Annotated in this window: 21 protein-coding genes and 7 pseudogenes; 22 read left to right on the plus strand and 6 right to left on the minus strand. The window is 32.5% G+C overall.

Annotated elements, in window-relative coordinates; genetic code table 11:
- Nucleotides 1–918: 918 nt before the first annotated feature.
- From RBB48_RS27350 to RBB48_RS27375, 6 genes and pseudogenes are all read left to right on the plus strand, one after another.
- The gene (locus tag RBB48_RS27350) at nt 919–1,821 is read left to right on the plus strand and encodes a hypothetical protein (protein ID WP_306008419.1); all 903 of its coding nucleotides are present in this window, start codon (nt 919–921) and stop codon (nt 1,819–1,821) included.
- A gap of 904 nt (nt 1,822–2,725) precedes the next feature.
- The gene (locus RBB48_RS27355; protein WP_306008420.1) at nt 2,726–3,958 is read left to right on the plus strand and encodes an N-acetylmuramoyl-L-alanine amidase; all 1,233 of its coding nucleotides are present in this window, start codon (nt 2,726–2,728) and stop codon (nt 3,956–3,958) included.
- 308 nt (nt 3,959–4,266) lie between these two features.
- Nucleotides 4,267–6,996: a sensor domain-containing protein gene (locus RBB48_RS27360; RefSeq protein WP_306008421.1), complete on the plus strand. Its 2,730-nt coding sequence runs from the start codon at nt 4,267–4,269 to the stop codon at nt 6,994–6,996.
- A 305-nt stretch (nt 6,997–7,301) separates the two neighbouring features.
- Nucleotides 7,302–7,685: pseudogene (locus tag RBB48_RS27365) on the plus strand (hypothetical protein).
- Between the two features lie 16 nt (nt 7,686–7,701).
- Nucleotides 7,702–8,340, plus strand: a complete 639-nt coding sequence (locus tag RBB48_RS27370) for a nuclease-related domain-containing protein (protein ID WP_306008422.1) — start codon at nt 7,702–7,704, stop codon at nt 8,338–8,340.
- 308 nt (nt 8,341–8,648) lie between these two features.
- Complete coding sequence (locus tag RBB48_RS27375) at nt 8,649–9,389, plus strand: epoxyqueuosine reductase QueH (RefSeq protein ID WP_371878398.1); 741 nt, start codon at nt 8,649–8,651, stop codon at nt 9,387–9,389.
- A gap of 148 nt (nt 9,390–9,537) precedes the next feature.
- On the opposite strand, the gene RBB48_RS27380 is transcribed toward RBB48_RS27375, so the two are convergent.
- Nucleotides 9,538–9,696 (minus strand): hypothetical protein, encoded by a 159-nt coding sequence (locus RBB48_RS27380; protein WP_306008423.1) that lies wholly within the window; start codon nt 9,694–9,696, stop codon nt 9,538–9,540.
- Nucleotides 9,697–10,307: 611 nt separating this feature from the next.
- Here RBB48_RS27380 and RBB48_RS27385 point away from each other — a divergent pair.
- From RBB48_RS27385 to RBB48_RS27405, 5 genes and pseudogenes are all read left to right on the plus strand, one after another.
- Nucleotides 10,308–10,773: pseudogene (locus tag RBB48_RS27385) on the plus strand (thermonuclease family protein).
- Nucleotides 10,774–10,824: 51 nt separating this feature from the next.
- On the plus strand, nt 10,825–11,025 hold the full coding sequence (locus RBB48_RS27390; protein WP_016090011.1) for a hypothetical protein: 201 nt from the start codon (nt 10,825–10,827) through the stop codon (nt 11,023–11,025).
- 76 nt (nt 11,026–11,101) lie between these two features.
- Nucleotides 11,102–11,389: pseudogene (locus RBB48_RS27395) on the plus strand (hypothetical protein).
- A 44-nt stretch (nt 11,390–11,433) separates the two neighbouring features.
- Nucleotides 11,434–11,871 carry a disulfide bond formation protein B gene (locus tag RBB48_RS27400; protein ID WP_306008424.1) on the plus strand — a complete coding sequence of 146 codons (438 nt, stop codon included), beginning with the start codon at nt 11,434–11,436 and terminating at the stop codon, nt 11,869–11,871.
- A gap of 73 nt (nt 11,872–11,944) precedes the next feature.
- The gene (locus RBB48_RS27405) at nt 11,945–12,238 is read left to right on the plus strand and encodes an ArsR/SmtB family transcription factor (protein WP_306008425.1); all 294 of its coding nucleotides are present in this window, start codon (nt 11,945–11,947) and stop codon (nt 12,236–12,238) included.
- A gap of 266 nt (nt 12,239–12,504) precedes the next feature.
- On the opposite strand, the gene hfq is transcribed toward RBB48_RS27405, so the two are convergent.
- From hfq to RBB48_RS27420, 3 genes are all read right to left on the minus strand, one after another.
- Entirely contained in the window at nt 12,505–12,690 is a 186-nt protein-coding gene (hfq, locus tag RBB48_RS27410) for an RNA chaperone Hfq (RefSeq protein WP_064474019.1), read from the minus strand.
- Nucleotides 12,691–13,028: 338 nt separating this feature from the next.
- The gene (locus RBB48_RS27415; RefSeq protein WP_173602309.1) at nt 13,029–13,187 is read right to left on the minus strand and encodes a hypothetical protein; all 159 of its coding nucleotides are present in this window, start codon (nt 13,185–13,187) and stop codon (nt 13,029–13,031) included.
- On the minus strand, nt 13,184–14,257 hold the full coding sequence (locus RBB48_RS27420) for a Rap family tetratricopeptide repeat protein (protein ID WP_306008426.1): 1,074 nt from the start codon (nt 14,255–14,257) through the stop codon (nt 13,184–13,186). The genes RBB48_RS27415 and RBB48_RS27420 overlap by 4 nt, the downstream gene beginning before the upstream one ends.
- Nucleotides 14,258–14,463: 206 nt before the next feature.
- Between RBB48_RS27420 and RBB48_RS27425 the strand changes: the two are divergent.
- The 3 genes and pseudogenes from RBB48_RS27425 to RBB48_RS27435 all read left to right on the plus strand — a co-directional run.
- A pseudogene (locus tag RBB48_RS27425) lies at nt 14,464–14,581 on the plus strand (transposase); the annotation flags it as partial.
- Nucleotides 14,582–14,629: 48 nt separating this feature from the next.
- Nucleotides 14,630–14,899: pseudogene (locus RBB48_RS27430) on the plus strand (ABC transporter ATP-binding protein); the annotation flags it as partial.
- A gap of 251 nt (nt 14,900–15,150) precedes the next feature.
- A complete protein-coding gene (locus RBB48_RS27435) occupies nt 15,151–15,657 on the plus strand; it encodes a GNAT family N-acetyltransferase (protein WP_306008427.1) in 507 nt (168 codons plus the stop codon).
- A 231-nt stretch (nt 15,658–15,888) separates the two neighbouring features.
- Here RBB48_RS27435 and RBB48_RS27440 read toward each other — a convergent pair.
- Nucleotides 15,889–16,204: pseudogene (locus RBB48_RS27440) on the minus strand (IS4 family transposase); the annotation flags it as partial.
- 62 nt (nt 16,205–16,266) lie between these two features.
- On the opposite strand from RBB48_RS27440, the gene RBB48_RS27445 reads away from it, so the two are divergent.
- Nucleotides 16,267–16,428, plus strand: coding sequence for a hypothetical protein (locus tag RBB48_RS27445; RefSeq protein ID WP_306008446.1), 162 nt, complete (start codon nt 16,267–16,269; stop codon nt 16,426–16,428).
- Nucleotides 16,429–17,093: 665 nt separating this feature from the next.
- On the plus strand, nt 17,094–19,076 hold the full coding sequence (locus tag RBB48_RS27450; protein ID WP_141542853.1) for a methyl-accepting chemotaxis protein: 1,983 nt from the start codon (nt 17,094–17,096) through the stop codon (nt 19,074–19,076).
- 219 nt (nt 19,077–19,295) lie between these two features.
- Here the strand turns inward: RBB48_RS27450 and RBB48_RS27455 are convergent, their stop codons facing one another.
- A complete protein-coding gene (locus RBB48_RS27455) occupies nt 19,296–19,517 on the minus strand; it encodes a helix-turn-helix transcriptional regulator (RefSeq protein WP_016090024.1) in 222 nt (73 codons plus the stop codon).
- A gap of 293 nt (nt 19,518–19,810) precedes the next feature.
- Between RBB48_RS27455 and RBB48_RS27460 the strand changes: the two genes are divergently transcribed.
- From RBB48_RS27460 to RBB48_RS27485, 6 genes and pseudogenes are all read left to right on the plus strand, one after another.
- On the plus strand, nt 19,811–20,131 hold the full coding sequence (locus tag RBB48_RS27460; RefSeq protein WP_306008428.1) for a hypothetical protein: 321 nt from the start codon (nt 19,811–19,813) through the stop codon (nt 20,129–20,131).
- Between the two features lie 15 nt (nt 20,132–20,146).
- Nucleotides 20,147–21,313 (plus strand): FtsK/SpoIIIE domain-containing protein, encoded by a 1,167-nt coding sequence (locus tag RBB48_RS27465; protein WP_306008429.1) that lies wholly within the window; start codon nt 20,147–20,149, stop codon nt 21,311–21,313.
- A 22-nt stretch (nt 21,314–21,335) separates the two neighbouring features.
- The gene (locus RBB48_RS27470; protein WP_306008443.1) at nt 21,336–21,911 is read left to right on the plus strand and encodes a replication-relaxation family protein; all 576 of its coding nucleotides are present in this window, start codon (nt 21,336–21,338) and stop codon (nt 21,909–21,911) included.
- A 224-nt stretch (nt 21,912–22,135) separates the two neighbouring features.
- Nucleotides 22,136–22,219: a hypothetical protein gene (locus RBB48_RS27475; protein ID WP_306008444.1), complete on the plus strand. Its 84-nt coding sequence runs from the start codon at nt 22,136–22,138 to the stop codon at nt 22,217–22,219.
- Nucleotides 22,220–22,622: 403 nt separating this feature from the next.
- On the plus strand, nt 22,623–23,930 hold the full coding sequence (gene hemL / locus RBB48_RS27480; RefSeq protein ID WP_306008430.1) for a glutamate-1-semialdehyde 2,1-aminomutase: 1,308 nt from the start codon (nt 22,623–22,625) through the stop codon (nt 23,928–23,930).
- 2 nt (nt 23,931–23,932) lie between these two features.
- A pseudogene (locus RBB48_RS27485) lies at nt 23,933–25,145 on the plus strand (cysteine desulfurase).
- The last annotated feature ends 311 nt before the right edge of the window (nt 25,146–25,456 follow it).

Consider the following 25,456-nt stretch of genomic DNA (forward strand, 5'->3'; position numbering starts at 1 on the left):
AGAGTAGGTTGGCAAATTCACTATAATACAGGTAAATAATAATTAGTTAATTTAAACTATTATTTCGAAAAAAATCTATAGACATATACTTATAATAAGGGACTATTTGATATATTTACCAAGCTTTTGTAACCAGTATAGTTACTTGTATGTACGAGTGTCAATTAAAAAAGAATTACATTTTTGTAAGATAACCATATTAATAATATAGTAAGTAATTATTATATAAGGTGAATAATTACTCATTATAATAACTATAAGGATGAATAAATTTATTTTTAATCCTATGTAATGAGAGGGCTTTCTAGATTAAATAAAGAGGGGTGTTTAGCGTTATTTACCAGTTATTTATTGTAGTTTTTATTTTCGTTGGACTTCTATTATTATTTGTATTATTTGGTCATCATACTGTGGGGGTTTTAAATTTAAACAGTCACGGTGCCTCTTACCAAATGGTGCAACAGGTTTGATTATATCTATGTTGGTCGTTATCAATTAATTATTGAAGATAATAAATTAAATAATTTGGATTTATATGTGGGATATTTTTGTACATCTCCTGAAAAAGGCGAATAAGAAGTACTCTCCTAAAATTTCTAACGAAGTACTTCGTATATACTATTTACTGTATTTTAGATAGTAACTTTGATCGCACTAATTCTTGAATAAATGCATCTTTGTCAACAAACTTTTGTTGTTTAATAAATTTGTTTTTAATTCTATGTAATGAGAGGGCTCCCTAGATAAAAAAATTTACTTCGTGAAAAAGTTACTTGATATATTATTAACCTTATTACCTTACAAAAGTGTAATAATCTTTTTGTTGACGTTCTTTAAAAGCTGTAACTATAATGATTACATGCTGATTGATAATGGAAATCAGTTGGTGAATAGATATGATTGGAGATGTTTTAGCATATGAAAAAAGTCATTTTAGCTGGTGCATTAGGAATTGCAGCATTTACAGGAAGCAATATACCAGGATTAGATTCACTAACAGCAAGTGCAGCTGTACAAGAGTTCAACACTACAGTTGAGGGGAAAGTAATAGAAGTACAGTCAAAGTATTTTATCATTGAAAGTAAAGAATTAAATGAAAGTGTAACTATATATACTGATTTTCAAGCAAATGCAAAACCAGGTGAATATGTAAAAGTAAATAGTAATGGTCCATTACTTCAAAACGCATTTACTACAAGTTTAACGGCTAATTCTGTTGAGCATTTTGAATTAGCTCCTGGAAACTATGAGAAATATACAGTAGGGCATGTAAGTGAAGTTTCTTCTAATGAGTTATTAGTTACATATATAGATAATAACGGAAATCCAGAGGATCTTCGTGTACCTCTAAAAAACACTCATAACTTTAAAGTTAATGACTTAGTGAAAGTAGAAAGTGATTTTTGGGCGAGATCCATACCACCTATAGCTGTAAATGCAAAAGTAGAAAAAGTTAAAACGCAAATTAATGATTATAGTACTAGTACTAAGTCTTTAGAAAAAGAAGGTACAACATTGAAACCGGGAATGTATGAAAAAGAAGATGGTCAACCTAATTTTGTAATCGGAGAAATTACAAAAATAGACAAAGATTATACCAATTATGTAGCTGTCAAGTACCCTTCTAAAAATGGGAAAAATGATGTTGTTTATGTGGATTTAACACAAGGTCAACAATTTAATATAGGTGATATGGTTCGAGTAGATTTTCATGATGGATCTAATTTCCATGGAATGGAAAAAACAACGTATGACCATATCCAGAAAATTAACGATAAAATTAAACAGAATACAAATAAAGAGCAATGGGTTTGGTCTTGATTTTAATAAAATAAAATTATCCATCTATAATGTATATACCAATTTAAAAAGTCTTGTAATATGTTACAAGGCTTTTTTGAATTAGTTACTTTAAAACAGTATATTCTGTTTCATTTTTATTAGCTGCTTGCAAAAATGTCATATTTCTGTCGTGGACACTCATTCATATAAGTAACTATAATAGTTCCATCAATTGGGTATATGTTACATTTATATAATTTCTCAGAGATACATGTTTATATAATGATTGTCCTGTTTATATTCTTTTGACTGGAAAGTCTATACATACACTTAATTTCGTGAAATTTTTTTATAGAGATATAAAAACTTTTTTTGTTGATAATATTTAATGCATCTAATCAGTATAAGCCTTTCTGTAATCTATTAATTTTGGAATCATGATGTTAGCATTGTCCAATCCATTTGAAAGCATGCTAGAGTACTAGACATATGTGTGGCTTTTTATGAAAAAAAGGATGCAGAGAAATATAGTGATTTATCATTTTCCGACAGAAGATTCCTTTTGGTTCATACGGTTAGAAACATTTTTATCAATCCTTATATTAATTAAAGTGATTAATTATTCATCTTATGTAATGATTAATCACTTTAATTAATATAGTTACCTTACAAAAATGTAACATTTTTTTGATTGACACTCGTACATATGAGTAACTATACTGGTTACACAATGTTAGTGAAAATATCAAACGTGCTCTTAATATAAGAGTATTTCCACGAATTCTTTTCGAAATAATAGTTTAAATTAACTAATTATGATTTACCTGTATTATAGTGAATTTGCCAACCTACTCTATTGTTTAAACTAAGTCATATTACTTATAAGATTCACTATAAATGATAGATTTACCCAGCTGTAATATTATTTTAGGAGTGTTACATTTTGAAATACAAATTAATTGCTACAGGAATTCTTGCTGGAAGTCTACTATCTTATTCTTCTAGTATTTTTGCAGATACTCATAAATTCCCAGATGTTCCTGCATGGGCTGACAAATCCGTTAATTATTTAGTTGATAAACAGGTATTGAATGGTTATCCAGATGGAACTTTTGGTTCTAGCGATACATTGGATAGAGCTTCTGCAGCAACCATTATGACAAAAGTTTTAGGTATACAAGTTGATACAAATGCAAAACCTTCTTTTACAGATTCTCAAAATCATTGGGCAAGCCCTTATATTGCGGCTGCTGAAAAAGCAGGAATCATTAAAGGTGAAGGGAATGGATTATTTAATCCTTCTGGAAAAGTTACTCGTGCTGTAATGGCAACAATGTTAGTAAATGCATATAAGCTACAAGAAAAAACAAATAATAATGGGCATAGTAAATTTGATGATTTAAAAGGACATTGGAGTGAAAAATTCGCCAATATTTTAATTGATTTAAAGATTTCCGTTGGCACTGATAATGGTTGGCAACCAAATAGATTCATAACACGTGCAGAGGCCGCACAACTTACTGCCAAAACAGATATCCTTCAATCTGGTCCGAAAAATCCTATAGAAAGTAAAACAATCATTATTGATCCTGGACATGGTGGCGCAGATCCTGGAAAGCCCACAAAAGGATTGTCAGAAAGTAAAATCGTATTAGATACTTCTTTACGCCTACAACAATTACTTGAAAAGCATACACCATTTACAGTTTTACTAACTCGTGAATCTGATACTAGGCCTGGACATGACCAAAAAAGCTCTTTACAGGAACGTGTTAAATTTGCTAAGCAAAATGAGGGTGATATCTTTATAAGCATTCATGCAAATGCTTTTAATGGTAATGCAAAAGGGACAGAAACATACTACTATAATTCTTCTGAATCCGAAAAAACAAATCCTCATGTAGAAGAAAGCCGTGTTTTAGCGGAAAAAATTCAAACACGTTTAGTAGAGGCTCTTCAAACGCGTGATAGAGGCGTTAAACATGGAGATCTTCATGTTATAAGAGAAAACAATATGCCAGCTGTGTTAACGGAATTGGCTTTTATAGATAATGGTATCGATTACAGTAAACTATCTACGGCAAACGGCAGACAGATTGCAGCAGAAGCTATTTATGAAGGGGTTTTAGATTATTACGAATGGAAAGGAAATAATGTATCTGAATATAGATTATGATAAGTAAAAGAAGATTTAGCAATTCTAGTAATAAGTAATTTATAAATTGCTAAAGTATAGCTTTGTTTTTTGTAATGATTTTTAGTTTTATAGTGTATACTGGCGCCGACTTATTAAGAATTATAAATAAGTCGGTGTTTTAGTTAGAGTCCTTAATGAATCTATAAAAAGTTATGGACAAAAAAAGATAAATAGTTCGACTAACAATAAGTTATTTTGAAAGAAATCTTTTGAAATGGTCATAATAGGAATAATAATTAGAAACAAATTTAATAAAAAATGATGAAAGACTTAAGAAGGTGAATATATTGCGTAAACATTCACATGTGCAGTTTTATGTATTGATATTGGCTCTAATAGCTTATTTAAGCTTTTGCTTTATATTTTTATTTGTTTTTCCGAATCAGTATTTTGTATCAGATTTTAATATACGACTCTCATCTTTAGTTGTTGAAACTATTGTACTTATTTCATTACTCTATTCTATAGTATCCAGAAAAGTTAAGTTAGGAGTGTTTTGGGCTTGTATTACTATTGCAATAGGGTGTTTCTTGATAGGGAATTTTATATCTGCTTTTCAAGTACTTAATATAGAATTACCAATACAAAATTTTAATATCTCTGATGTATTTTTGTTGTTTTTCTTATTCTTCTTTCTCTTTGCGTTCTTTTATAAAATCATGATGGAATGTAACAAATGGGGAAAAGCATATTTGATTTGTGATTTATGTATTGTTGTTACTGCTATTTTCACCTTAGAGTGGTACCTATTTAATAAACCTTCTGCAAATATTTTATTCTTATCAATTGGAGATGTTTTTCTTTCATTTATTTTCCCGATTATAGATCTATTGCTTCTTTTACTAGGAGTTAGTCTTATCTTTCGACCAGCAATTTTTAATGCGAAAAGTAAATTATTTATTTTCATCTTAGTATTAACTGGATTGTCTATTACGGACTATTTATATTTCTATTTACAAGATGATTTATCACATCGTTCACTCATATTATTAAGGTGTTTGTATAGAGTTTTTCTATTATTTATTGCCATTGCCGCTACTATCCCAAGGAGTGCATCTTCTAGAAGAAATTATTTTATTATTAATCCGACATTTGGAAAGAAACTTCTTGTCATATTTCCTTATCTTGCAGTTGCAATCTTAATTGGTTTTACTTTAAAAGAGCAAACTTCTTCATCTACATTGATTACGGGAAATTGTATTGCTTTTGTATTTGTACTGATTCGTCATGCAATTGTACGAATGCAAAACAAAGATTTAACCGAGACCTTAAAAGTGTTTAATAGTCAATTAGAACAAACAGTATCTCAAAGAACAAGGGATTTAATTAACAAATCTAATGACTTGGTAAAAAATCAAGAGAGATTCAAGTCTTTATATGAGTATCATCCAGATCCTATTTTAACGATTGATTCAAATGGTATCGTATTAAATATAAATCAGGCTGGAAGTATGTTATTAGGAAAAGAAAGTGCTGCATTAATAGGGAAAGAGTGCTTCTCTATTTTTTTAGATGAAGATCAATCTGAATTGGAATTGGCTATAAAGAAAGGGAAACGATGTAGTTCATCTTCGTTACAGTTACGTGTGAAAAATAACAATGAGAAGGATATACTTTTTTGGTATGTCACTATAGTTCCTATTATGATAGAAGGACAAGCCTTTGGGAGCTATGTAATGGTAAAAGACATAACGATGATGAAACAACAACAGGAGGAGATAAATTATCTTGCATTCCATGATACGGTGACGGAGATTGGAAATCGTATATTCTTTCAACAAGAATTAGATAGATCCATTAAGCGTGCACAAAAAACAAAGGATAAGTTTGGCCTCTTGTATATAGATTTAAACCGTTTTAAGACTATTAATGATACACTGGGGCATTCGATTGGTGACAGTGTTTTAAAAGAAGTTGCCGGCCGTTTTAGGGCATGTCTGTCACTGCCTATTCCTCTAGCAAGAATAGGTGGAGATGAGTTTGCAATCATAGTCCATAACCGCACAGAGAAACAGCTATTGGATTTATGTGAAACTCTATTTCATATAACTGAAGAACCATTTGTAGTAAATCAACATAGCTTTTATTTATCCCTTAGTATAGGAATAGCGGTATATCCATTTGGGGGAATAAATACTACTACACTTTTACAACACGCTGATATCGCTATGTATAGTGCAAAGGAAAAAGGTAACAATGCTGTTTGTATGTATGACGAGACATTATCTCAAAAAGTAACTCGTCGATTACGATTAGAACAGGATTTACCAAATGCAATTGAAAATAATGAATTGTTTTTATTGTATCAACCGCAAATTGATAGTAAGGTAGGTAAGGTTATTGGTGCAGAGGCTTTAATACGTTGGCAACATCCAGATCTTGGGCTGATTTCTCCTTTTGAGTTTATACCTATAGCAGAAGAAACGTCGCAGATTATTTCAATTGGGAAGTGGACGTTACAGAAAGCGTGTCGACAACTGAAAGAATGGCATTCTGCGGGATTTTCAAATCTAAAGATGGGGATAAATTTATCAGCTATAGAGTTTGAACAGAAAGATTTTGTTCAAACGATTATTTCTACCATAGAAGAAATAGGAGTACCAGCTAACTTGATTGATTTGGAATTAACAGAGCGAATTGCCATGGTAGATGAGAAAGAAACTTTATCGAAGTTAAAAGCCTTAAAATCATATGGTGTACATTTATCAATTGATGATTTTGGTACAGGCTATTCTTCATTAGCGTATCTACCTTTGTATCCAATTGATACTTTGAAAATCCCAAGAGAATTTGTGAATAGGATTGGAACTTCAAATGATGGAGATGAAATTATACAAACAATTATTTCGTTAGCCCATACTTTAAATATGAAAGTAATAGCAGAAGGGGTAGAAACGAAGGAGCAATTAACAGTGTTACGACAAAATGCATGTTATCTAATTCAAGGTTATTACTACAGTAAGCCTGTAAATGAAGATGAATTTATTAATTTTTTAAATACGACACAAAATAAATAAGTCCAAAAAAATATATGAATTAAAGTGAGAAGACGTTCTACTTATATGGAGTAGAACGTTTTTCTTATGTTTACTTTCAGAAGGTATGCAGTTAGGTTTCTGTTTTTGAGAGTAAATTTAGTATCCATATTCTCATTATTAGATTTGTTGTGAACTACACGCCACTTAGGGAAGTTTGAAGTGGTAGATTCTCAGTTCCATGGCGAAAGTAAGCTTTCGGCTCCCTGATCGTTACTTAGGGGTGTTCCATCCTAGATGTCCTTCGTATGATTGTTCTTTTGGTACATTTGAAAGGACTGTATGTTTTGAAAAGAAATCGAGAATATATTGTTTTGCGAAATTCCATTTTAATTGGTTGGCTGCTCACAATTATTGTTATGGGCCTATATGTCTATTTTTCTTCCATTGCGTATTTATTAATCGGTTGTCTCATTCTGTCCCTAAAATACGGATTAGTGGGCACAATAAAGAATGTAGAAAAACGTCTACCTACATGGGCTAACTTTGGTGTCATCGAAAAGCCAGTAAATAGAAGGTTAACTAGACCCTTTTAGTTTCGGGGTGGGCTCCTTCTATCTTTAGCGTTTGGATTCGTAGAAATGGTGATAAAAGGCTTATGTATCTCATATTTTATTTTAGGATTAGAAATGTATGTATATCGTTTGATGCGCAGAAATGCAAGAGTGTGAAAAGGAGGCTTCTATTATGAAAGTATTGATATTCGAATTGATTCTCATTCTGATTCTGATTCCTTTGAACATCGTTTTAAAAAAACATGTACCGAAATGGAAAGGGAAAGCCGGGGGAAAACTAGTGAAACGTATATTGGGAAAATTGGATCCCACAAGTTATTATGTATTACATGATGTGACGGTTCATACTGAGTATGGTGATACAACGCAAATTGACCATATTGTTATTGCGGAAACAGGTGTATTTGTTATAGAGACGAAGAACTACGAGGGCTGGATCTATGGAAGTGAGAAATCAGCCAGATGGACACAGGGTATTTTTAGAAAGAAATCCTCTTTTCAAAACCCATTTCGACAAAATTATAAACATATAAAAGCAATTGAATGGGTGATGGAACAGCAGCTGCCGTGTATCTCTATTGCGGCGTTTCATCCAAAATGCAGTCTAAAAAGGGTAAATGTTCATTCGAAAGATAAACATATCTTATATTATAACAATCTGAAAAAATGTATTGAATCTTATATTGATCTGAAACTAACAAAAGACGAGGTTGAGCATATCTGCCAAACTATTTTGCGAGCTAATATTACAGGTAAGGATATTGAGAAGAAACACGTGAAGTATTTACAGAATAGGTTCGCTAAACAATAAGAAACGGAGAAAGGAACAATGTTATATATAATAGGATTTTTGGTAATCATCGTAGTAGTTATTCGTCTTAACGTGAAGTATTATCAGTTAAAAGGTAACCCAAAAGATTTTGTGATGAAAAAGAATGATTAAAAATATATTGTAGACATAAAGGTAATAGACTACGTACATTATTTGGACCGTCATCAAAAGTCCATAAAAACCGTTTTAAGACTGATAAATAGATAAGTATAACTATATTTGTATTTATGGATGTAAATGATAAAATAGATAAATAAAAATAAATAGGAGGTTTAGTTGTGAAAGAAGTGTTAGATGTTGAAACGTATTTAAAAAAAATGAAGAACCAGAAAATAAATTATGACAAAGTATTAAGAAAAATGATTAAAGATTGGGAAGCAAGGAACGAAAGACCAAAAGTATTACTTCATTCATGTTGCGCTCCTTGTAGTACTTCTTCATTGGAATTTCTTGCAGAACATGCAGATGTTACAATCTTCTTCTCAAATTCAAATATCCATCCGAAAAGTGAATACATGCGACGCTCTAATGAACAAAGAATTTTTGTAGACAAGTTTAATGATCGTACAGGGCACACAGTAGGATTTATGGAGGATGAATATCGTTCAAATGTATTTTTTAAAATGGTAAAAGAAGAAGGTTTGGCAGAAGAGCCAGAAGGTGGGCTTCGTTGTTCAGCTTGTTTTGATATGAGATTAGATCGTTCAGCTGAGGTAGCACAAGAAAGGGGATTTGATTACTTCGGCAGTGCAATTACTCTTTCTAAAAATAAAAATAGCCAATTAATAAATGAACTTGGAATTGGTGTGCAACAAAATTATGATTCACGTTATTTACCAAGTGATTTCAAAAAAAGTAATGGATATCAACGCTCAATTGAAATGTGTAATGAATATGATGTTTTCCGTCAGTGTTATTGTGGATGTTCATTTGCAGCAGAAAAACAAGGTATAGATTTACGATCGGTGAACAAAGAGGCAATAAGTTATCTGAAAGAAAATAACCTTAGTTTGAAAAAAGAGATTTAATCGTGAAAAATTTAATGTGAAATTAACCTATGATTTACAAAAGAAGTGCATTATGTTTTTAAATGATAAATGTAAAAAGCTAAAATAGTTCTGGAATAACTCCTTACTGATTAAATTTCTAGAAATTTAATCAGTAAGGAGTGTTTTCTTAATCTCGCATTGCCCCTGCTTCTCGGGAAGTCATTGCTCCTTGTCCCGCTCTTACATCATTCTGAATTTCTTGTTTCACTTTTTGCGCATCAGTTTCGGAAAAATTTGGATTCATAACAGAACCAGTGCTTTTTATAGCTTTTTTATTACCTTGCATACAAACCCTCCTGTATTTAACGTTTAACAACCTTAGTATTTACAAAAATACACTCGGTATACCCGAGTAGTTGAACGAATATCACGTAAAGTAAAAAGGTGATCAAATAAGTTTCTCAATATACTATTTAGATAAGAAGAAATAGCATAACAAAATCTTAAATTCTGTATATAAAATTAATAAGAAATATGATATGATGAAAGTAACAAAATTCTTCTAAATCTATCTTGCAACAGGACACACCTACGCATACATATGCTATAGGTGTGTCCTTTTTTATTTGTTTTAAAGCTTTGGAACCAAAAGGGGAGATAAATGTCGTGTATTAATGAAATTACATTGACAAATGTGCCATTTATAAAAAGTATATAGGCAAAAAAGAATGAGAGAGGCATGGTATTGAAATGTCCAGAATGTGAAAAGCACTCATTTAAACCTGTTTTTAATGATTATTCGAATTGGATTCAGTGTTGTATTTATTTTAATTATCGAGGGGGCAATTCAATATATAGTCTATTTGTTTATTAGGTAGAGAGAAATGCTTATTTGGAGGATAAGACATTATGAAATCTTGGATTAAGGTTATTTGTATTACGTCATTCGTTTTTTAAATGACAGCATACAACAGTTCGACTCAAGTAAATGGTTCGAAACCTGCCCGAACAGTACAAAAGGGAGTACAACAGCACGTAAAAGGGAAAAGTATTGTTGATATTACAGAAGCTTATAAGGAAAAATTAAATGACTTAGAAACAGTTAAAGGGAAAGGAAGCGTTGTAATTTCTAAAGAAACAATTAAAAGGAAAAAACGTAAAATAAGTCTATGATCGTGGACCAAAAGAGGACAAGTATGGCGGGAAATTGGCATATGTATTTTGTGAAGGGACACATATCAACGAATTAATGGTTAAATCAGGATATGGTATTGTAGCTTACATTTTAAAACTTAGCATTTCACTGCTTCCACAAATGCTAGAAAGCGAAACAGAAGCAAAAGCGTCAAAAATTGGTGTGTGGAGCATAAAGGGGGGGGTGGATGAAGAAGAACATCATTATAACCGTAATAATACGGCTTAGTACACTAATCCATTGCAATATAAATATTCGTACAAAATGGAGGTTTTTTGAATGAATGAAAACAAAAGAAATATGCTCTTATCGTTTATCATATCAACTTTATTTATTTTCGCGAGTTTATTACCTTTTAGTAGTAATGAATGTGTGTATGTTATCTCCAAAATTGGTGCTGCAGCTGGTGTAATAAATATTGTAATGATGAGTGTCTTCTTGTATTTTCAAATTAAAAAAACGGGACATTTATTAAATTAGTAAAGTGAGACTTAATAGTTTTCCTTACCCTTTTCTTTTTAATAAGGGTAGGGAAAACTGAAAAGGGGTGCGAAAGGTGAGTCAAGTACCTGGGTTTTTGAAGTTTGTTTTAGCGAAAGAAAGAAGGTATGTATACTTAGCGGTAGCAAAAAAGAAAAACAAAAGAGTACATACACATATTGTATATAGATTTGGTCCGCTAGAAAAAGCATTAGAAGTCATGTATGTAATGCGTGATGATTTTGAGAATCTTTTCCCTTTAGAATTAAAAGAGTAGGGTTATGATTGGGATGATATCAATGTTTGGATACTGTCTATTGAAACAGGGTACTCCAAATACGGAAATAAATTAGTCATATATTAGCAAACGTTTTACATTCTAAATAAGACAGGTGAGGGGAATATAGGATGTCAATCATTCGAAAGTATCACATCGCAATTGCTTGGATGATAGCTACTAGTGCAACAATCATAAGTTTGGTTTTTAGTGAATGGATGAAGCTGCCTCCATGTGATTTGTGCTGGTATCAAAGGATGGCCATGTATCCACTAGTATTAATATTAGGTATAGGTATGTTTAGAAAAGATCCATACGTAAGTACATATGCATTTCCATTTGTATGTATTGGCCTATTAATAGCCGTTTATCAAATCACGATTCAGGCTTTTCCTACAAGTGAATTGAAGATGTGTTCAGTAGGAGTTTCTTGTACAGAAGATTACTTGAATTTGTTTGGCTTTATATCAATACCTATGCTATCTTTTGTTGGATTTTTAGCCATCATAATACTTTTATATATTAAACCTAATAAAGAGACAAAAGAACAAATAACACAGCGATTATGATCGATATACTCATACAAACACAAAATACTTATAACTTAAAAATAAAAAAAGAAACTAAAAAGGAGAATTTAAAATGACAACTATTCAAACAAGTAATGAAATGTACAAAATCCCAGAGACGGATGTAGAATTATTAAAAATTATGACCCATCCAGTGAGGTTACAAATTGTAAAGGAGCTAGAACACCGCAAGATTTGTAATGTAACACAATTAACGGAGCTATTAGATGTTCCTCAATCTACCGTATCTCAGCATTTATCTAAAATGCGTGGAAAGATTCTTCGTTCGGAAAGAAGGGGAATAGAGATGTATTATCATATTGTAAATTCAAAAGCATGTCAGATTGTTAGTGTCCTAGGTTTATAAATAACTAAAATTAAATAGCAGATTACGTGAATTAACATGAAATAAGAGCAGCTATGCTAAGCTGCTCTTATTTCATTTGTGATTTTGCATATATTTGTGCGCATTTAGTATAGCAAATATTATTCTTTTCTATCAAACTTCAATCTTATTTTTTTCTCAATATTTTTCGTTTACTTTTATATTATAATAAGCTTAATTCTTTTTATTTATGCATATTTCCTGGGGTGAATCCTTGTACTGAGGATTCCTTTTTTATTTTCACTACTTCATAAAGAAACTGTTGAAATGGCCTGTTTATAAATGAATTGTTGCTTTCCGTGACTGGAGACAAGCACTGAAAATTTATCAACGGCGATAATGATTCCAGGTACTCTTACTCCGTTTATTAAAAATATCGTTACTAATCTATTTTCCTCTATTAATTTTTCATAAAATTTTTCTTGTGTATGCATGAATAGTTTCTTCCTCTCTTTAAATATGCTACTCTTTTTGTGAATGTATAAGGAATGGTATAATTATACCATTTTTAGGATTGTTTTCATAAAAATAAAAGTCCTTACAATGAAGTAAAGACCTTTGCTTATTTATGTATTAGTTCTTATTTTCTTGGGTGAATTTTTATTATAGGATTCCTTTTAATTTTGCTTTTAAAATATTAAATTTCACTGCATGGATTTATTAAGGAGAGTCTTACACGCTAATTAACACAAAGTAAGTATATATAACATACAAAGAAATCCTCCCTGCAAATAATAGTGTATTAATTGTAGGGAGAGGAGTTCTACAGTTATTACATTCCTTCACCATGGGTATTCGTATATTGTATAATTTCCTGCTTTTGTACTGCAATCATTGCCTCGCCGTGAGTGTTACTTAAAGTGATTGGTGCCACTAGCATAAAACCCGAGAATAAAAGTCCTGCTGTACTAATTAGTATTTTTTTCATCATTTTAAAGCACTCCTTTTCTCCATTTCAATTTTAGCCTTGTATCCCACACGGAAGTATTGACTTACTTTCAAGTGGTTACCTTCATCATAATACTTGTTTGCTAATTCATCAGCATACATTTCGACAAAGTGCCATAAATTTTCTTCTTGGAGATAATGGATTCCTTCAACAATAATCTTTTCATATTCATCTATAGGTGTATGCTGTAATCTTGCATTTAGAATTGATAAATGATGATAATATTCTTTATTATTTTGTGCATTACTAATGTGCAATCCTTTATCTATATAACTAGCAGCCTCATTTACGTTGCCTAGTTTCTCATGTTCTTTAGCTAACAAATACATTGTTTTACAGCTACCTTCTAGTGCCTTAGAGAGGTAATTGATTGCTAGTTGTGGCATATTTTGATCTGAATATAGTAGCCCTATATTATGACGAATCATTTGAGTAAGTTGTGTTTGATCTTGTTTGGTTGCAATATCTAAAGCGGAAAGAAAATACTCTTCAGCTAACTCGTATTGCTTTAGAGAAGTACTTGCAAGTCCCAAAATATTATTACATGAAGCTATATTTATTTCATACCCAACTTCATTAGAATAGGTTTCTTTCGCTTTATTAGCGTATGTTATTGTATTTAGTGGTTGGAACTGATAATAGTTGAAAAGAGCATACTGATAATTAAATTCTGCTTGTTCTAATTCATCCGGAATAAGAGATAGAAGTGTTTCAGCTTTGTGATAGAAGTGCTTAGCGTCAATATATTGTCCAATCTTCATTGCGTGTATAGCATTGAACAAATAGTAGTAGTAATTGAGCATGTCTATAGTAGATTCTTCTATATGTTCTCCAGGCTTTAATAATCCAGATGTATTATTTATCAAAAGATTATACCTAAACTCTAGTAAAGAATAGTAAATAAGAAGCGTTTGATCTTGTTCCATTTCTTCGAGAAGTTTTTCAACATCAGACCTTAGATTTTTGGCTTGTAATAACTTTTGAGAACGCATAGCTTTGTACCAATCGTTCATTAATGTAGTAATGTTTTCGTTTCCTTTTGCTACGATCACATAGCTTCCCCCTTTGTATGTTTATATCTATATGTTTTTATCATAGCAGTGAAATCCATATTATTACAGATGTTATTAGTTTAAAGTGTATTTCTAAACATATATCTGAAAATTCAGTATTCTAAACAGGCCAAGTTCGATACCTCCCCATATTAAGTTAAAATAAATTATTAGTATAAATTTAAAATAGCGACGAAGGAAAGGCAGTGAAAAATCATACAAAAGGTCCTAAAAGGAAACTATTGCAAACGAAAATGATATGGTCTTATCTAAAAGCCAAAACAGCGTAAAACCATATCAAATTGGTTGAAAGAGGCATATATATAGAAGATTACGGCTAGTAACAGTAGATTGAAACTGAGAGAGTATGAGGATGTTTTAGAAAAAAGTAATTTAATTCAATTAAGTGGCAAACACCGACAACGTGTAGCGATTGCTAAGACACTATCTTGCTATGTTGTTTTATTTATTGCTGGTGAACCAACAGCAAATAAAATGATTGAGTTGTTTCAGGAACTCGATCATCAAGAAGGTAAATGCGTAATTGTTGTTACGCATTCGCAAGAATTTGCAAAAAAATCAGGTCGAGCAGTTTATTTAAGTAAAAAGAAGTTAGTAGTAAGCGAAATTAAGAACAGTTAAGAAAAAAGCTATTTTTGTTCTCAAGTAACATAATTTTCAAAAATGTACGGATGTTAATATTTGTTATATGATATATTTGTCAAAGTACTATTCCTGTAGTTTTAATGATGAATCTGTAAGATAGTTTGTTTGTCGCATATATTCATCTTAAATTAAAAAGAACTTGTAGAGATTCCTACAGGCTCTTTTTAGTTTAAGGGTTGAATGTGGATTTGAAGTAAAGAAACAATTTTTTGAGAGGAGAAAAGTAAATGTTGATAAAAGCAGAAAGATTATTAATACGAAATTTTGAGTTCAAAGATTGGCAAGCTGTCCATGAGTATACATCAGATAGCAATGTAATGAAATACATACCCGAAGGGGTTTTTACTGAAGAAGATACAAAAAACTTTGTAAATAAAAATATGGGTGAAAATGCTGAGAACTTTCCTGTGATACTGATAGATGAAAATATTCTGATTGGTCATGTTGTTTTTCATAAATATTTTGGTGAGCATACTTATGAAATTGGGTGGGTATTCAATCCTAAATATTTCAATAAAGGATATGCTTCTGAAGCAGCGCAAGCTACATTGAAATATGGGTTTAAGGAAATGAAATTACATAGAATTATAGCGACATGTCAGCCACAAAATACCCCATCATATCGATTGATGGAGAGAATTGGAATGAGAAGAGAAGGCTATTTCAGGAAGTGTATCCCCTATGGAAATGAATGGTGGGATGAATATTATTACGCTATTTTAGAAGAAGAGTAGTGTTTCAGAGCGCATTATTTAAATCAAAATCATAATTTAAATTGTGCTATCGGTTTTTGAAAATCGTTTGTTCTATAAAATCATTAAAATGTGGGCGCTGCACCATGCCCATCAAGCTAACAATATATAAGTTTAATTTCATTTAATATTTTTTCTTTTTTCTAAAGATGCAGTGTAAATTCTTTAAAAATTTGCATCCTAAATAAACCCTATCGGGCTTCAGATTTTTGATTACGCTACATGATTGTGGGGCATAGAAAAATTATATACGACGCCTAAGATATCAAAGATTGTTTTCTTCTCATACCTATGGGATTTTCGTCCGTTTTCTGTAAGAGATTAAACAGACGAAACAATATCTTTTTTAATTCTTGGGTGTTTTTTCGTAAAGATTGATGAATAAGTGAAAAATGATCTTTTATGATATAAATCGCTTTATATTTGCTTAGTTCTCGTTCCTTCTTGCTGAGGAGCAATTGGCGCATTTGAAACATGGTGGAGGAAGAAAGGTGCTAATTAATTGTCCATATAAATGACATGTAATTTTTCCTTAATTGATGTACACCCGAAATGTTAGACAAGAGCAACAATTGGGGGGTGTACTTTTTTATGGTTAAATTTTCACGAGAGGAAAAAGTAATGGCAGTAAGAAGTTATTTAGATGGAAATGATGGAGTGAAGAGACGTGCACAATCTATGGAGGTTTACCCAATCGTAATTCAGCAGAGGTGTAGTTCAAACAACGCCTTCCACAAAATACATACTGATTAGTGCTGTTATTCATTCTAATCTTTGTAATAACCAGATATAGCCGCTAGCCCAAAAAAGTTCGCAATCTATTATTAGTAATTCATGAAGATAAGATAATGAAAAAATATTTTTTTATTTTAATATTTAAAACTTATGTATACGTGTTACAATGAAGTCCTCCAATTTATTTTATTCTCCTATTTAGAATTTATGGTTTAGTATCCGATAAAACAAAAGTAGCTGTAGTAAATAGATAAATGAATGAAGTGAAGCGGTCAGAGTGGTTAAAAGGCTGTTAAGTATAGTTATTCAAAGAATAAATTCACTTAGTTAAGTTAAAGAAAATTTGGTATGGTAAGGATTTCATCCAATGTGAATCGTTCTAAATTAAACTTTTGATTCAATCAAAGCCAAAAATCATCTTTTAACTGAAGTCTATGTTTCCTCCAGTTAATTTAGAATAATTCGTAGTCTTAACATTGCTTACTATAAAAAAATTACATATTTGAAAGGGGATAGATACAACTTCACTTGTAAAAAATAAATCGCTATATGAGAAGATACACGTAAAGGGATGTAACGGTAATTTCATTTCGAATAATACCATAAATGAATGTAGAAAAAATAAAGGAGCAAACAATTAAATAAACTATATCAGTTGTAAGAATGAAAGGGAGAAGTAGATAGTGTTTAAAATAAAAGAAAGATTGGAACAAATGAAGCTTAAAACGAAGTTGTCTATGGCATTTATTGCAATATTAATTATACCAAGTCTTGTCGTAGGGGTATCGTCTTATGATAAAGCAAGAACAGATCTTAATGAAACAATTCTACAAACCGCGAAAGATAATGTGAGTATTTTAAATAAGATAGTTGATGATGAATTAGAAAATAAACATATAGATGTAACTCATTTTGCAAAGATACTTACACAAGGTGATTATAATGCTGACCAATTGCAAAATGTGCAAAGTAAATTTGATCAATATATACAGTTACATCCAGAGATAGAAACAATTTATACTACATCCAGTAATAATCAATTTATTCATGCACCTGTTGGAAAAATACCAGAAGGATTTAATCCGTTAGAAAGTAGTTGGTATAAGGATGCAGTAAAAGCTAATGGAGAGATTATTGTTTCGTCACCCTATAAATCAAAGGCTACAGGAAATATGGTAATAGCAATTGCAAAGCAAAATGCTGATAAAAGTGGTGTCATTGGTGTGGACTTGAATATTGATGATATCGTAAAAACTTCTAAAATGATAAAAATAGGAAAACAAGGCTTTGTATCTATAGTAAGTCAAGATAAGACTATAGTTGTTCATCCTACACTTAAGCCAGGTGAGAAATTAGAGAAATCATTAGCAGATGAACTATACAAGAAAGAAGATGGAGTAATTACTTATAGCCTTAATGGCGAGGATCGAAACATAAGCTTTAAAACAAACAAAAAAACAGGTTGGAAAATAGCTGGTGTAATGCCTATTAAAGAAATTGAAGAAGCTACCAATCCTATTTTTTATAAAACGCTCACTATAATAGGGGCTTCATTGTTGTTAGGTGGAATTGTAATTTTCTTCATTCTTAAATCTATTATTAATCCACTAAGGCAATTAGTTATTTCAGCTCAAAGAATTAGCCGGGGAGATTTAACTGAGAAAATAGATATTCGTTCAAAGGATGAACTTGGTCAATTAGGTGGTAGTTTCAATGCAATGGCAGAGTCGTTGCGTAATTTAATTTCTCAAATTAATACATCTGCAGGACATGTGGCTGCTTCATCTGAGGAACTAACCGCTAGCGTAGAGCAAGCCAGTGTTGCGACAGAACAAATTACAAAAGAAATGGAAGAAATATCGAATAGTGCAGAAGTTCAAAATAATGAAGTTGCGTCTGGAGCGAAATTAATTGGTGAGGTCACGCGTAATATTCAATGCGTAGCTGATAATGCTTCTGAAGTATCGGCTTCATCCTTATACACAAAACAAAAAGCCAATGAGGGCGAACAATTAGTAGAACAAACTGTAACGCAAATGGAGTCTATCCATCATTCTGTTTCTCAATCCGATAATGTAATTAAATTATTAGATAAAAAATCGCAGCAAATCGGAAGTATATTAGAAGTAATTCAAAATATTGCAGCACAAACAAATTTATTAGCATTGAATGCAGCGATTGAAGCGGCTAGAGCAGGAGAACAGGGGCGTGGCTTTGCAATTGTTGCCGATGAGGTCAGGAAGTTAGCGGAGCAATCATCCGAATCTTCAATGGAAATTGGAAGTTTAATTAATGAAATACAAGCAGATGTACATGAGACTGTAAAAGCTATGAATGAAGTAGGAGTTGAAGTGCAGTCGGGGATTCAGGTTGCGAATGATACAAAACAAAGTTTTTATGAAATCTCAAAATCTGCAAATGATATCGTGTCAAAAGTACATGGTATGGTGGAATTATCAAATAAAATGACAAGTGATGTAATGGAAGTCGATACATCAATTAATCAAATATCTATGGCTGTGAAAGAGAATTCTTCAAGTATGCAAACGATAGCCGGTTCATCTGAGGAGCAACATGCTTCTATGGAAGAGATAAATTCTTCAGCAATACAATTAGCACAGATGGCCGAAGAACTTCAAGAATTAATTGGTGGATTTAAGATATAAGTTCAGATTCTAGGATAGAATCCTAGATAGTATGTTTAAGAATAGAAGTTAAAAACCTTATAATGTAGTAAGTAAATATAATATGTATTTTTTATAGAGATTGCACATGTAGATCAACTACTTTAAATGGTAGTTGATCTTTTTTATGAGATATTCATTTTTGAATATCTCTTTCTTTCAAGTGTAGTGTTGATACAGTAGTACATATTGAGCGAATTATCACATCCAAAAATCTTCAAAGTCTACGCCGAATCCTTTTCTTTTTAAGGCCCTAATTATCTTTTGACCATTCCCTAATGAAGGCTTGTATTGATTCGAACGAGAGATACGGCTAATTGTATTTTGGTTTACCCCACTCCATTCCTTTAATTCTGTTTGAGTAATATCATTCTTTCTTAAAAATTTACCAAACTTAGATAACGGTTTTCCTAAGCCAAACACTGCGAACACTCCTATTCGTAGATACTCTATTAATCACATTTTTACCAAAGCCTGATTTTTTTAAACAAAAGTGTTAATAATGTACAAGCTGTTCGCAATATGATGTATCAAGGTCGCTATCAAAGTTGCTAGCAAACGTATTATCAAGATAGATATCAAATCAATTAGTCTTTGAATTGGCAAAGTACATACCAAATTAACTATCAAAGTAATGTTAACGAGGTAATAAGTGAATCAACCCTATGTTTTATAAGTTTTCTTATTCTGTTTATAAAGAGAACGGAGGCATTTAAATGCGAGTAAGGAAAGAAAGGATTTTTTTTCGTAAGTTTATAGATCGGCCATACAAAGATAAAGAAAATACAATTCGTAAATACAATTCATTAAGTCCTTTTGCGTTCTTTCATATGTCCGATCAAGTGTTAAATACTTATATTGCATTAGGAATAATGGGAACGGTTTTAATTGGGGCAGTCTTGTTAGAAAAGTATTTGTTACAAAATGAACATATATTTGCTGCAAAGGTTGTGAGTGGAAGTATTTATTATGGTATGAGAATTGGTGGAGTTTGCTTAATTGGATACGCATTTGTTCGTATCGTAAGTATGTTTTAGGGAGGGATGGAGTAAATGAGGATTATAAAGGAGTGGCTTCATACACAAAAGTTAAGGAATCGACTTAAAGAGGTTTTTGCAAAAGCAGGTCTATATACAGAACATCAAACACGTGGAGGGAAAGTGCCTATTTATCCAAAGGTACATAATGTTTCTTCTTCAACAGAAAGTGTGAGGTATGTATTTACGATACCAAACGGATTAGATCCACAAAAGATTGAAAAGAAGTGGTTTTGTTTCCGACAAATATTAGGACGGAATATTACGATTGAAGGGGATGTGAAAAAGTTTGTACTACATGTATTCCATTCAGATTCTGGACTAAAACCTTATAAGTATTGTTATAAAGAGTGGCATTCATTATTAAAGGAATATCGTCTTCCTGTTGTGGTTGGCCGGGATCAATTTGGGAAAATGATTACATACGATATGCTTGATTCCAATACACCACACTTATTAATTGCGGGGGAAACGGGAAGCGGGAAAAGTAGTATGGTGCGTGTTGTACTATCCACTTTCATTCAATATATGTCACCTGATAAGTTGCATTTGTATCTTGGGGATCTAAAAAACTCTGAATTTCATTTTTTGCGAAGAGTGAAGCATGTAAAAGAAGTTTGTATGGAAGAAATCGAAATGAAAATTATGCTTCAAAAGGTGTGGAAGGAAATCAGAGAACGAAGAAAACTCATGGAGCAATTCGAGGTTGATCATATTGATGCGTACAACAAATTGAATCCTGATAATCAAAAACCATATATTTTACTGGCTATTGATGAAGTGGCGATGCTTAAAGATGAAAAAGAGTGTATGACTACAATTGAAAAAATTTCAGCAGTCGGTCGATCACTTGGGGTCTTTCTTATGCTTAGTATGCAGAGGCCGGATGCAAAGGTGTTGGATGGCAAGTTAAAACTCAATATGACCGTAAGAATTGGTTTTAAATGCGATAGTACGATTAATAGTAATATCATGGGTACTCCTGGTTCAGAGCATTTAGAGCAATCGGGCCAAATGATATTAAAACGAAATGGATTAAAGAAAGTGCAAGCACCTTATTTGGAATTAAGTAAGGCAAAACAAATTGTTGAACCCTATCGCATGTCTAAAGAAGAGAAAATGCTCCAAATTCCTCTAAAAGAAGAAGTTCCTTTATTTGGGGTGTTAGATGATGAGGAGTAGAGATAAAGGAATTTTAAATGATTTGAAGCTATTTAGATGCATGTCTCGTGATGATATTATTGACTTGCATTTTCAAGGTTTAAAGAATGCAATAACTTGTTGTAATACGGTTATGAAACGATTAAGGAGAGATGGTTATGTTGATGCAAACGTATTACAGCACCCATACATTTATTTTCCACAACCAAGTTCTATCAAAAAAACGAGTCAAAAAATTCCTCATTTCCTTGGTATTGTGGATGTATACAAACAACTTGTCTACTACGAAAATCCTAAACTATTCAAAGTGGAACCTAAGTATGGGAAAGAGTATATGGAGCCAGATGCCTTTACGATATGGCGTAGATCCCCATTTTTTATTGAAGTTCAAAAGTCAGTATACAGTAAAAAAATAATGCAAGATAAGATAAATAGATACGAGTTATACTTCCATAGTCAAGAATGGCACAATGAATCTTGGCAACCGAAAGCTTCTAAATTTTTCCCTTCAATCCTAATCATTACTGACAAACATTACGACGTTCAATCTTCTTATTTCCGCATATTCCAGGCGAATTCTATAAAGGATTTTATGAATAAATTAATGATTAAATCTTGAACTACCCCCACTTTCACTTCGTTTAGAAGTAGGGGATTCCTACTTGATTTTATTATAATAGGTAATTCCTATTGAAACTATATTTATTATTATATTGAACTATGAATCACTGCATTCTAAACTAAGTTGGAATACAAAATACTATCGGAAAGGAATTGAGATTCATTATTAACGATGAACGCATACCATTGTTTACAGATTTAGTAGAACATGCAAAGCGAAAAATGGTTTCTTTCCATATACCAGGTCACAAAATAGGAGAAGGAATGGAGGACTCATTTAAATTATTCTTAGGTGAAAATACCTAATCCATGGATTTAATAAATATAGCTTGTTTAGATGATGTACATCAGCACGCATAGATAATCGATGAATCGCAACGATGGGCAGTCCATGCATTTGGGGCAGATTATTTTTAGCTTTCCGATTGCTATTATGAAAATGATAATGTCGGTTTGTAGACTACACCATAAAATCATCATAGCGTGTAATTTACACAAGTCGATTTTATTGGTAATTATTTTTACAGGTGCAAAAGTCGTTTTCGTGAAGCAATTTCTTTAGTGGAAGATAAATGGATTGCTGATTTATACAAAAAATGGTTATAAATAAGCTTTCAGATAAGAGTATGAATGAAAGATAGATAGAGTATAATCTCATATTTTTTTATGTATGGCGACGTATTAGTCGTTGAAAAGGGGGGAATTGTACATGAAAAGGAAAGACACAAATTCTGAAATAGCGTTCAATAAAGCTAAAAGAATTATGCCTGGCGGAGTTAATAGTCCGGTTCGCGCATTTTCATGCGTCAATCTAGCACCTATTTTTGCTAAAAATGGGCAGGGTGCATACGTATTTGATATAGATGGAAATGAATTTATTGATTATATTGGCTCATGGGGTCCACTCATATTAGGGCATGCTCACCCGGAAGTTGTTAAAGCCATACAGGAGGCAGCAAGTCAGGGAACAAGTTTTGGCTTACCAACAGAAGCTGAAACAAAAATGGCGGAGTTAATATGTAGAAGTATTCCATCTATTGAAATGATACGTATGGTCAATTCTGGTACAGAAGCTACCATGAGTGCCATACGTTTAGCAAGAGGATATACGAAACGGCAAAAAATCGTGAAATTTCAAGGAGGCTATCATGGACATGCGGATCCCTTTTTAATCAAATCCGGATCTGGTGTGGCAACATTGGGTTTACCTGACAGTCCAGGAGTTCCGAAAAGTGTTGCTTCCAATACCATTACAGTACCTTATAACAGTATAGATAGTATTCGTTTTGTATTTGAAAAATTTGGTGAGCAGATTGCTGCTGTTATTGTTGAGCCGATAGCAGGAAATATGGGTGTCATACCACCATTGCCAGGATTTCTTCATGGGTTGCGTGAGATTACTGAGCGCTACGGAAGTCTACTCATTTTTGATGAAGTGGTAACTGGTTTCCGTGTAGGCTATTATGGAGCGCAAGGTCTATACGGAATTAAGCCAGATCTTACATGTCTAGGAAAAGTAATTGGAGGAGGGCTCCCAGTAGGCGCTTATGGCGGTAAGCGAGAAATTATGGAACAAATGGCCCCTACTGGATCGATTTATCAAGCTGGAACATTATCTGGAAATCCGGTTGCCATGGCAGCCGGGTATGCGACTTTGCAATTATTGTCTCAGCATGGAATCTATGAAAAACTAGAAAGAAAAGGTGCTAGATTAGCTGAAGGTTTTATACAAAATGCCAAACTGACTGGTATTCCATTGAAAGTAAATAGAGTGGGTTCAATGCTTTGCTTTTATTTTACGGAACATGAGGTTGTGGATTATGAAACTGCTCAACTTTCAAATATGCGTTTATTTAAAAAATATTATGCGGCTATGTTAAATCATGGAGTTTTGATAGCCCCTACGCCATATGAAGCCATGTTTATATCGAATGCTCATTCGGATGAGGTAATTGAAACAACAATTGAGGCTCATTATCGAGTATTAAGTATGGTAAGTAAAGCATTGGGGGAGTAATCATGAGTTTTTCAGAAATACGTAAACTTTTTCCGATTCTTAATCAGCAGATTAATGGGCATCCCCTAGTATATTTAGATAATGCCGCTTCAGCACAAAAGCCAATTCAGGTAATTGAGGCACTAAAGCACTACTATGAATGGGATAATGCAAATGTCCATCGTGGGGTTCATTCACTGAGTTCACGGGCAACGGATGCTTATGAAGGAGCACGGTTTAAGGTAGCTCGTTTTCTTCACGCAAAATTAGAAAAAGAAATAATATTCACTCGAGGTACCACAGCAGCAATTAATCTAGTAGCAAGCAGTTATGCACGATCGGTATGTAAAAACGGGGACGAAATTGTTATTACTGCAATGGAGCATCACAGTAATATAATTCCCTGGCAGCAAGTAGCAAAATGCACCGGAGCTGTATTGAAATATATTCCACTACAACCAGATGGAACATTTACTCTAGAGGATGTAGAAAATACAATCACAAAACGGACGAAGATAGTTGCTGTATCGCATATTTCAAATGTGTTAGGTGTCGCTAATCCGGTGAAGAAAATGGCAGCTATTGCGCATAAGCATGGAGCTGTTATTGTAGTGGATGGAGCGCAAAGCGTTCCTCATATAAAAGTGGATGTTCAGGATTTGGACTGTGATTTCTATGCATTTTCAGGGCATAAAATGTGCGGGCCGACGGGAATTGGTGCTCTATACGGAAAAATATCACTCCTTGAGAAGATGGATCCAATTGAATTTGGGGGCGAAATGATTGATCATGTTAATTTATATGATTCATCGTGGAAGGAATCCCCTTGGAAATTTGAAGGGGGTACACCAATTATTGCTGGGGCTATTGGTTTAGGAGTGGCGATAGACTTTCTTGAACGAAAACATTGCAAGGCATGACAAGCTTTTAACTGGCTATGCAGTAAAGCAAATGAAGCAGATTGAGGACTTAACGATAGTTGGTCCAGAAAAAGAGCGTTTGGGACTGGTGACGTTTCAAGTGGAGAATATTCACCCGCATGATATTGCTACTGTTTTGGATGCATATGGAGTAGCCATACGTGCTGGACAGCATTGTTGTCAGCCACTTATGGAACATCTGGGGACCAGCTCCACGGCACGTGCGAGTTTTTATTTGTATAACACAGAAGAAGAGATTGATCGATTCATATTTGCTCTCCATAAAGCAAGAGAATTCTTCAAGGTGAAAGGTTAATAGGCTTTGCAGACTAATAATGAGTATGTTTAGAAGCTTGAAAAGAAAGCAATTATTTAAGTGAAAGTCTATAAAAGAAGATGAGGAAGGAAAAAGACTACCAGTTATGAATTTATTAAGAAAAATGAAAAGAAATACCATATATGAGTCCCTAATTTTTTCTTAGCTTTTGCTGTCTCCATTTTCTATGCATTTCATATATGTTTCAATAGATTTATTTCAAGTATGCTTCTCTTTTGTGGAATAAGAAAATAAAAATCCTGTATGATAAATACAGGATTTTTATTCAACTCTTATCGGATGCACATTAT

This window comes from Bacillus sp. MMSF_3353, assembly GCF_030733445.1.
GTDB classification, from domain to species: Bacteria; Bacillota; Bacilli; order Bacillales; family Bacillaceae_G; genus Bacillus_A; species Bacillus_A wiedmannii.

What these genes read in the sequence shown, in the direction of transcription:
- RBB48_RS27350 (WP_306008419.1), top strand. Translation starts at nt 919, where the DNA reads ATGAAAAAAGTCATTTTAGCTGGTGCATTAGGAATTGCAGCATTTACA.
- RBB48_RS27370 (WP_306008422.1), top strand. Translation starts at nt 7,702, where the DNA reads ATGAAAGTATTGATATTCGAATTGATTCTCATTCTGATTCTGATTCCT.
- RBB48_RS27380 (WP_306008423.1), bottom strand. Translation starts at nt 9,696, where the DNA reads ATGCAAGGTAATAAAAAAGCTATAAAAAGCACTGGTTCTGTTATGAAT.
- RBB48_RS27390 (WP_016090011.1), top strand. Translation starts at nt 10,825, where the DNA reads ATGAATGAAAACAAAAGAAATATGCTCTTATCGTTTATCATATCAACT.
- RBB48_RS27400 (WP_306008424.1), top strand. Translation starts at nt 11,434, where the DNA reads ATGTCAATCATTCGAAAGTATCACATCGCAATTGCTTGGATGATAGCT.
- RBB48_RS27405 (WP_306008425.1), top strand. Translation starts at nt 11,945, where the DNA reads ATGACAACTATTCAAACAAGTAATGAAATGTACAAAATCCCAGAGACG.
- hfq (WP_064474019.1), bottom strand. Translation starts at nt 12,690, where the DNA reads ATGCATACACAAGAAAAATTTTATGAAAAATTAATAGAGGAAAATAGA.
- RBB48_RS27415 (WP_173602309.1), bottom strand. Translation starts at nt 13,187, where the DNA reads ATGATGAAAAAAATACTAATTAGTACAGCAGGACTTTTATTCTCGGGT.
- RBB48_RS27435 (WP_306008427.1), top strand. Translation starts at nt 15,151, where the DNA reads ATGTTGATAAAAGCAGAAAGATTATTAATACGAAATTTTGAGTTCAAA.
- RBB48_RS27445 (WP_306008446.1), top strand. Translation starts at nt 16,267, where the DNA reads ATGGTTAAATTTTCACGAGAGGAAAAAGTAATGGCAGTAAGAAGTTAT.
- RBB48_RS27460 (WP_306008428.1), top strand. Translation starts at nt 19,811, where the DNA reads ATGCGAGTAAGGAAAGAAAGGATTTTTTTTCGTAAGTTTATAGATCGG.
- RBB48_RS27465 (WP_306008429.1), top strand. Translation starts at nt 20,147, where the DNA reads ATGAGGATTATAAAGGAGTGGCTTCATACACAAAAGTTAAGGAATCGA.
- RBB48_RS27475 (WP_306008444.1), top strand. Translation starts at nt 22,136, where the DNA reads ATGGTTTCTTTCCATATACCAGGTCACAAAATAGGAGAAGGAATGGAG.
- hemL (WP_306008430.1), top strand. Translation starts at nt 22,623, where the DNA reads ATGAAAAGGAAAGACACAAATTCTGAAATAGCGTTCAATAAAGCTAAA.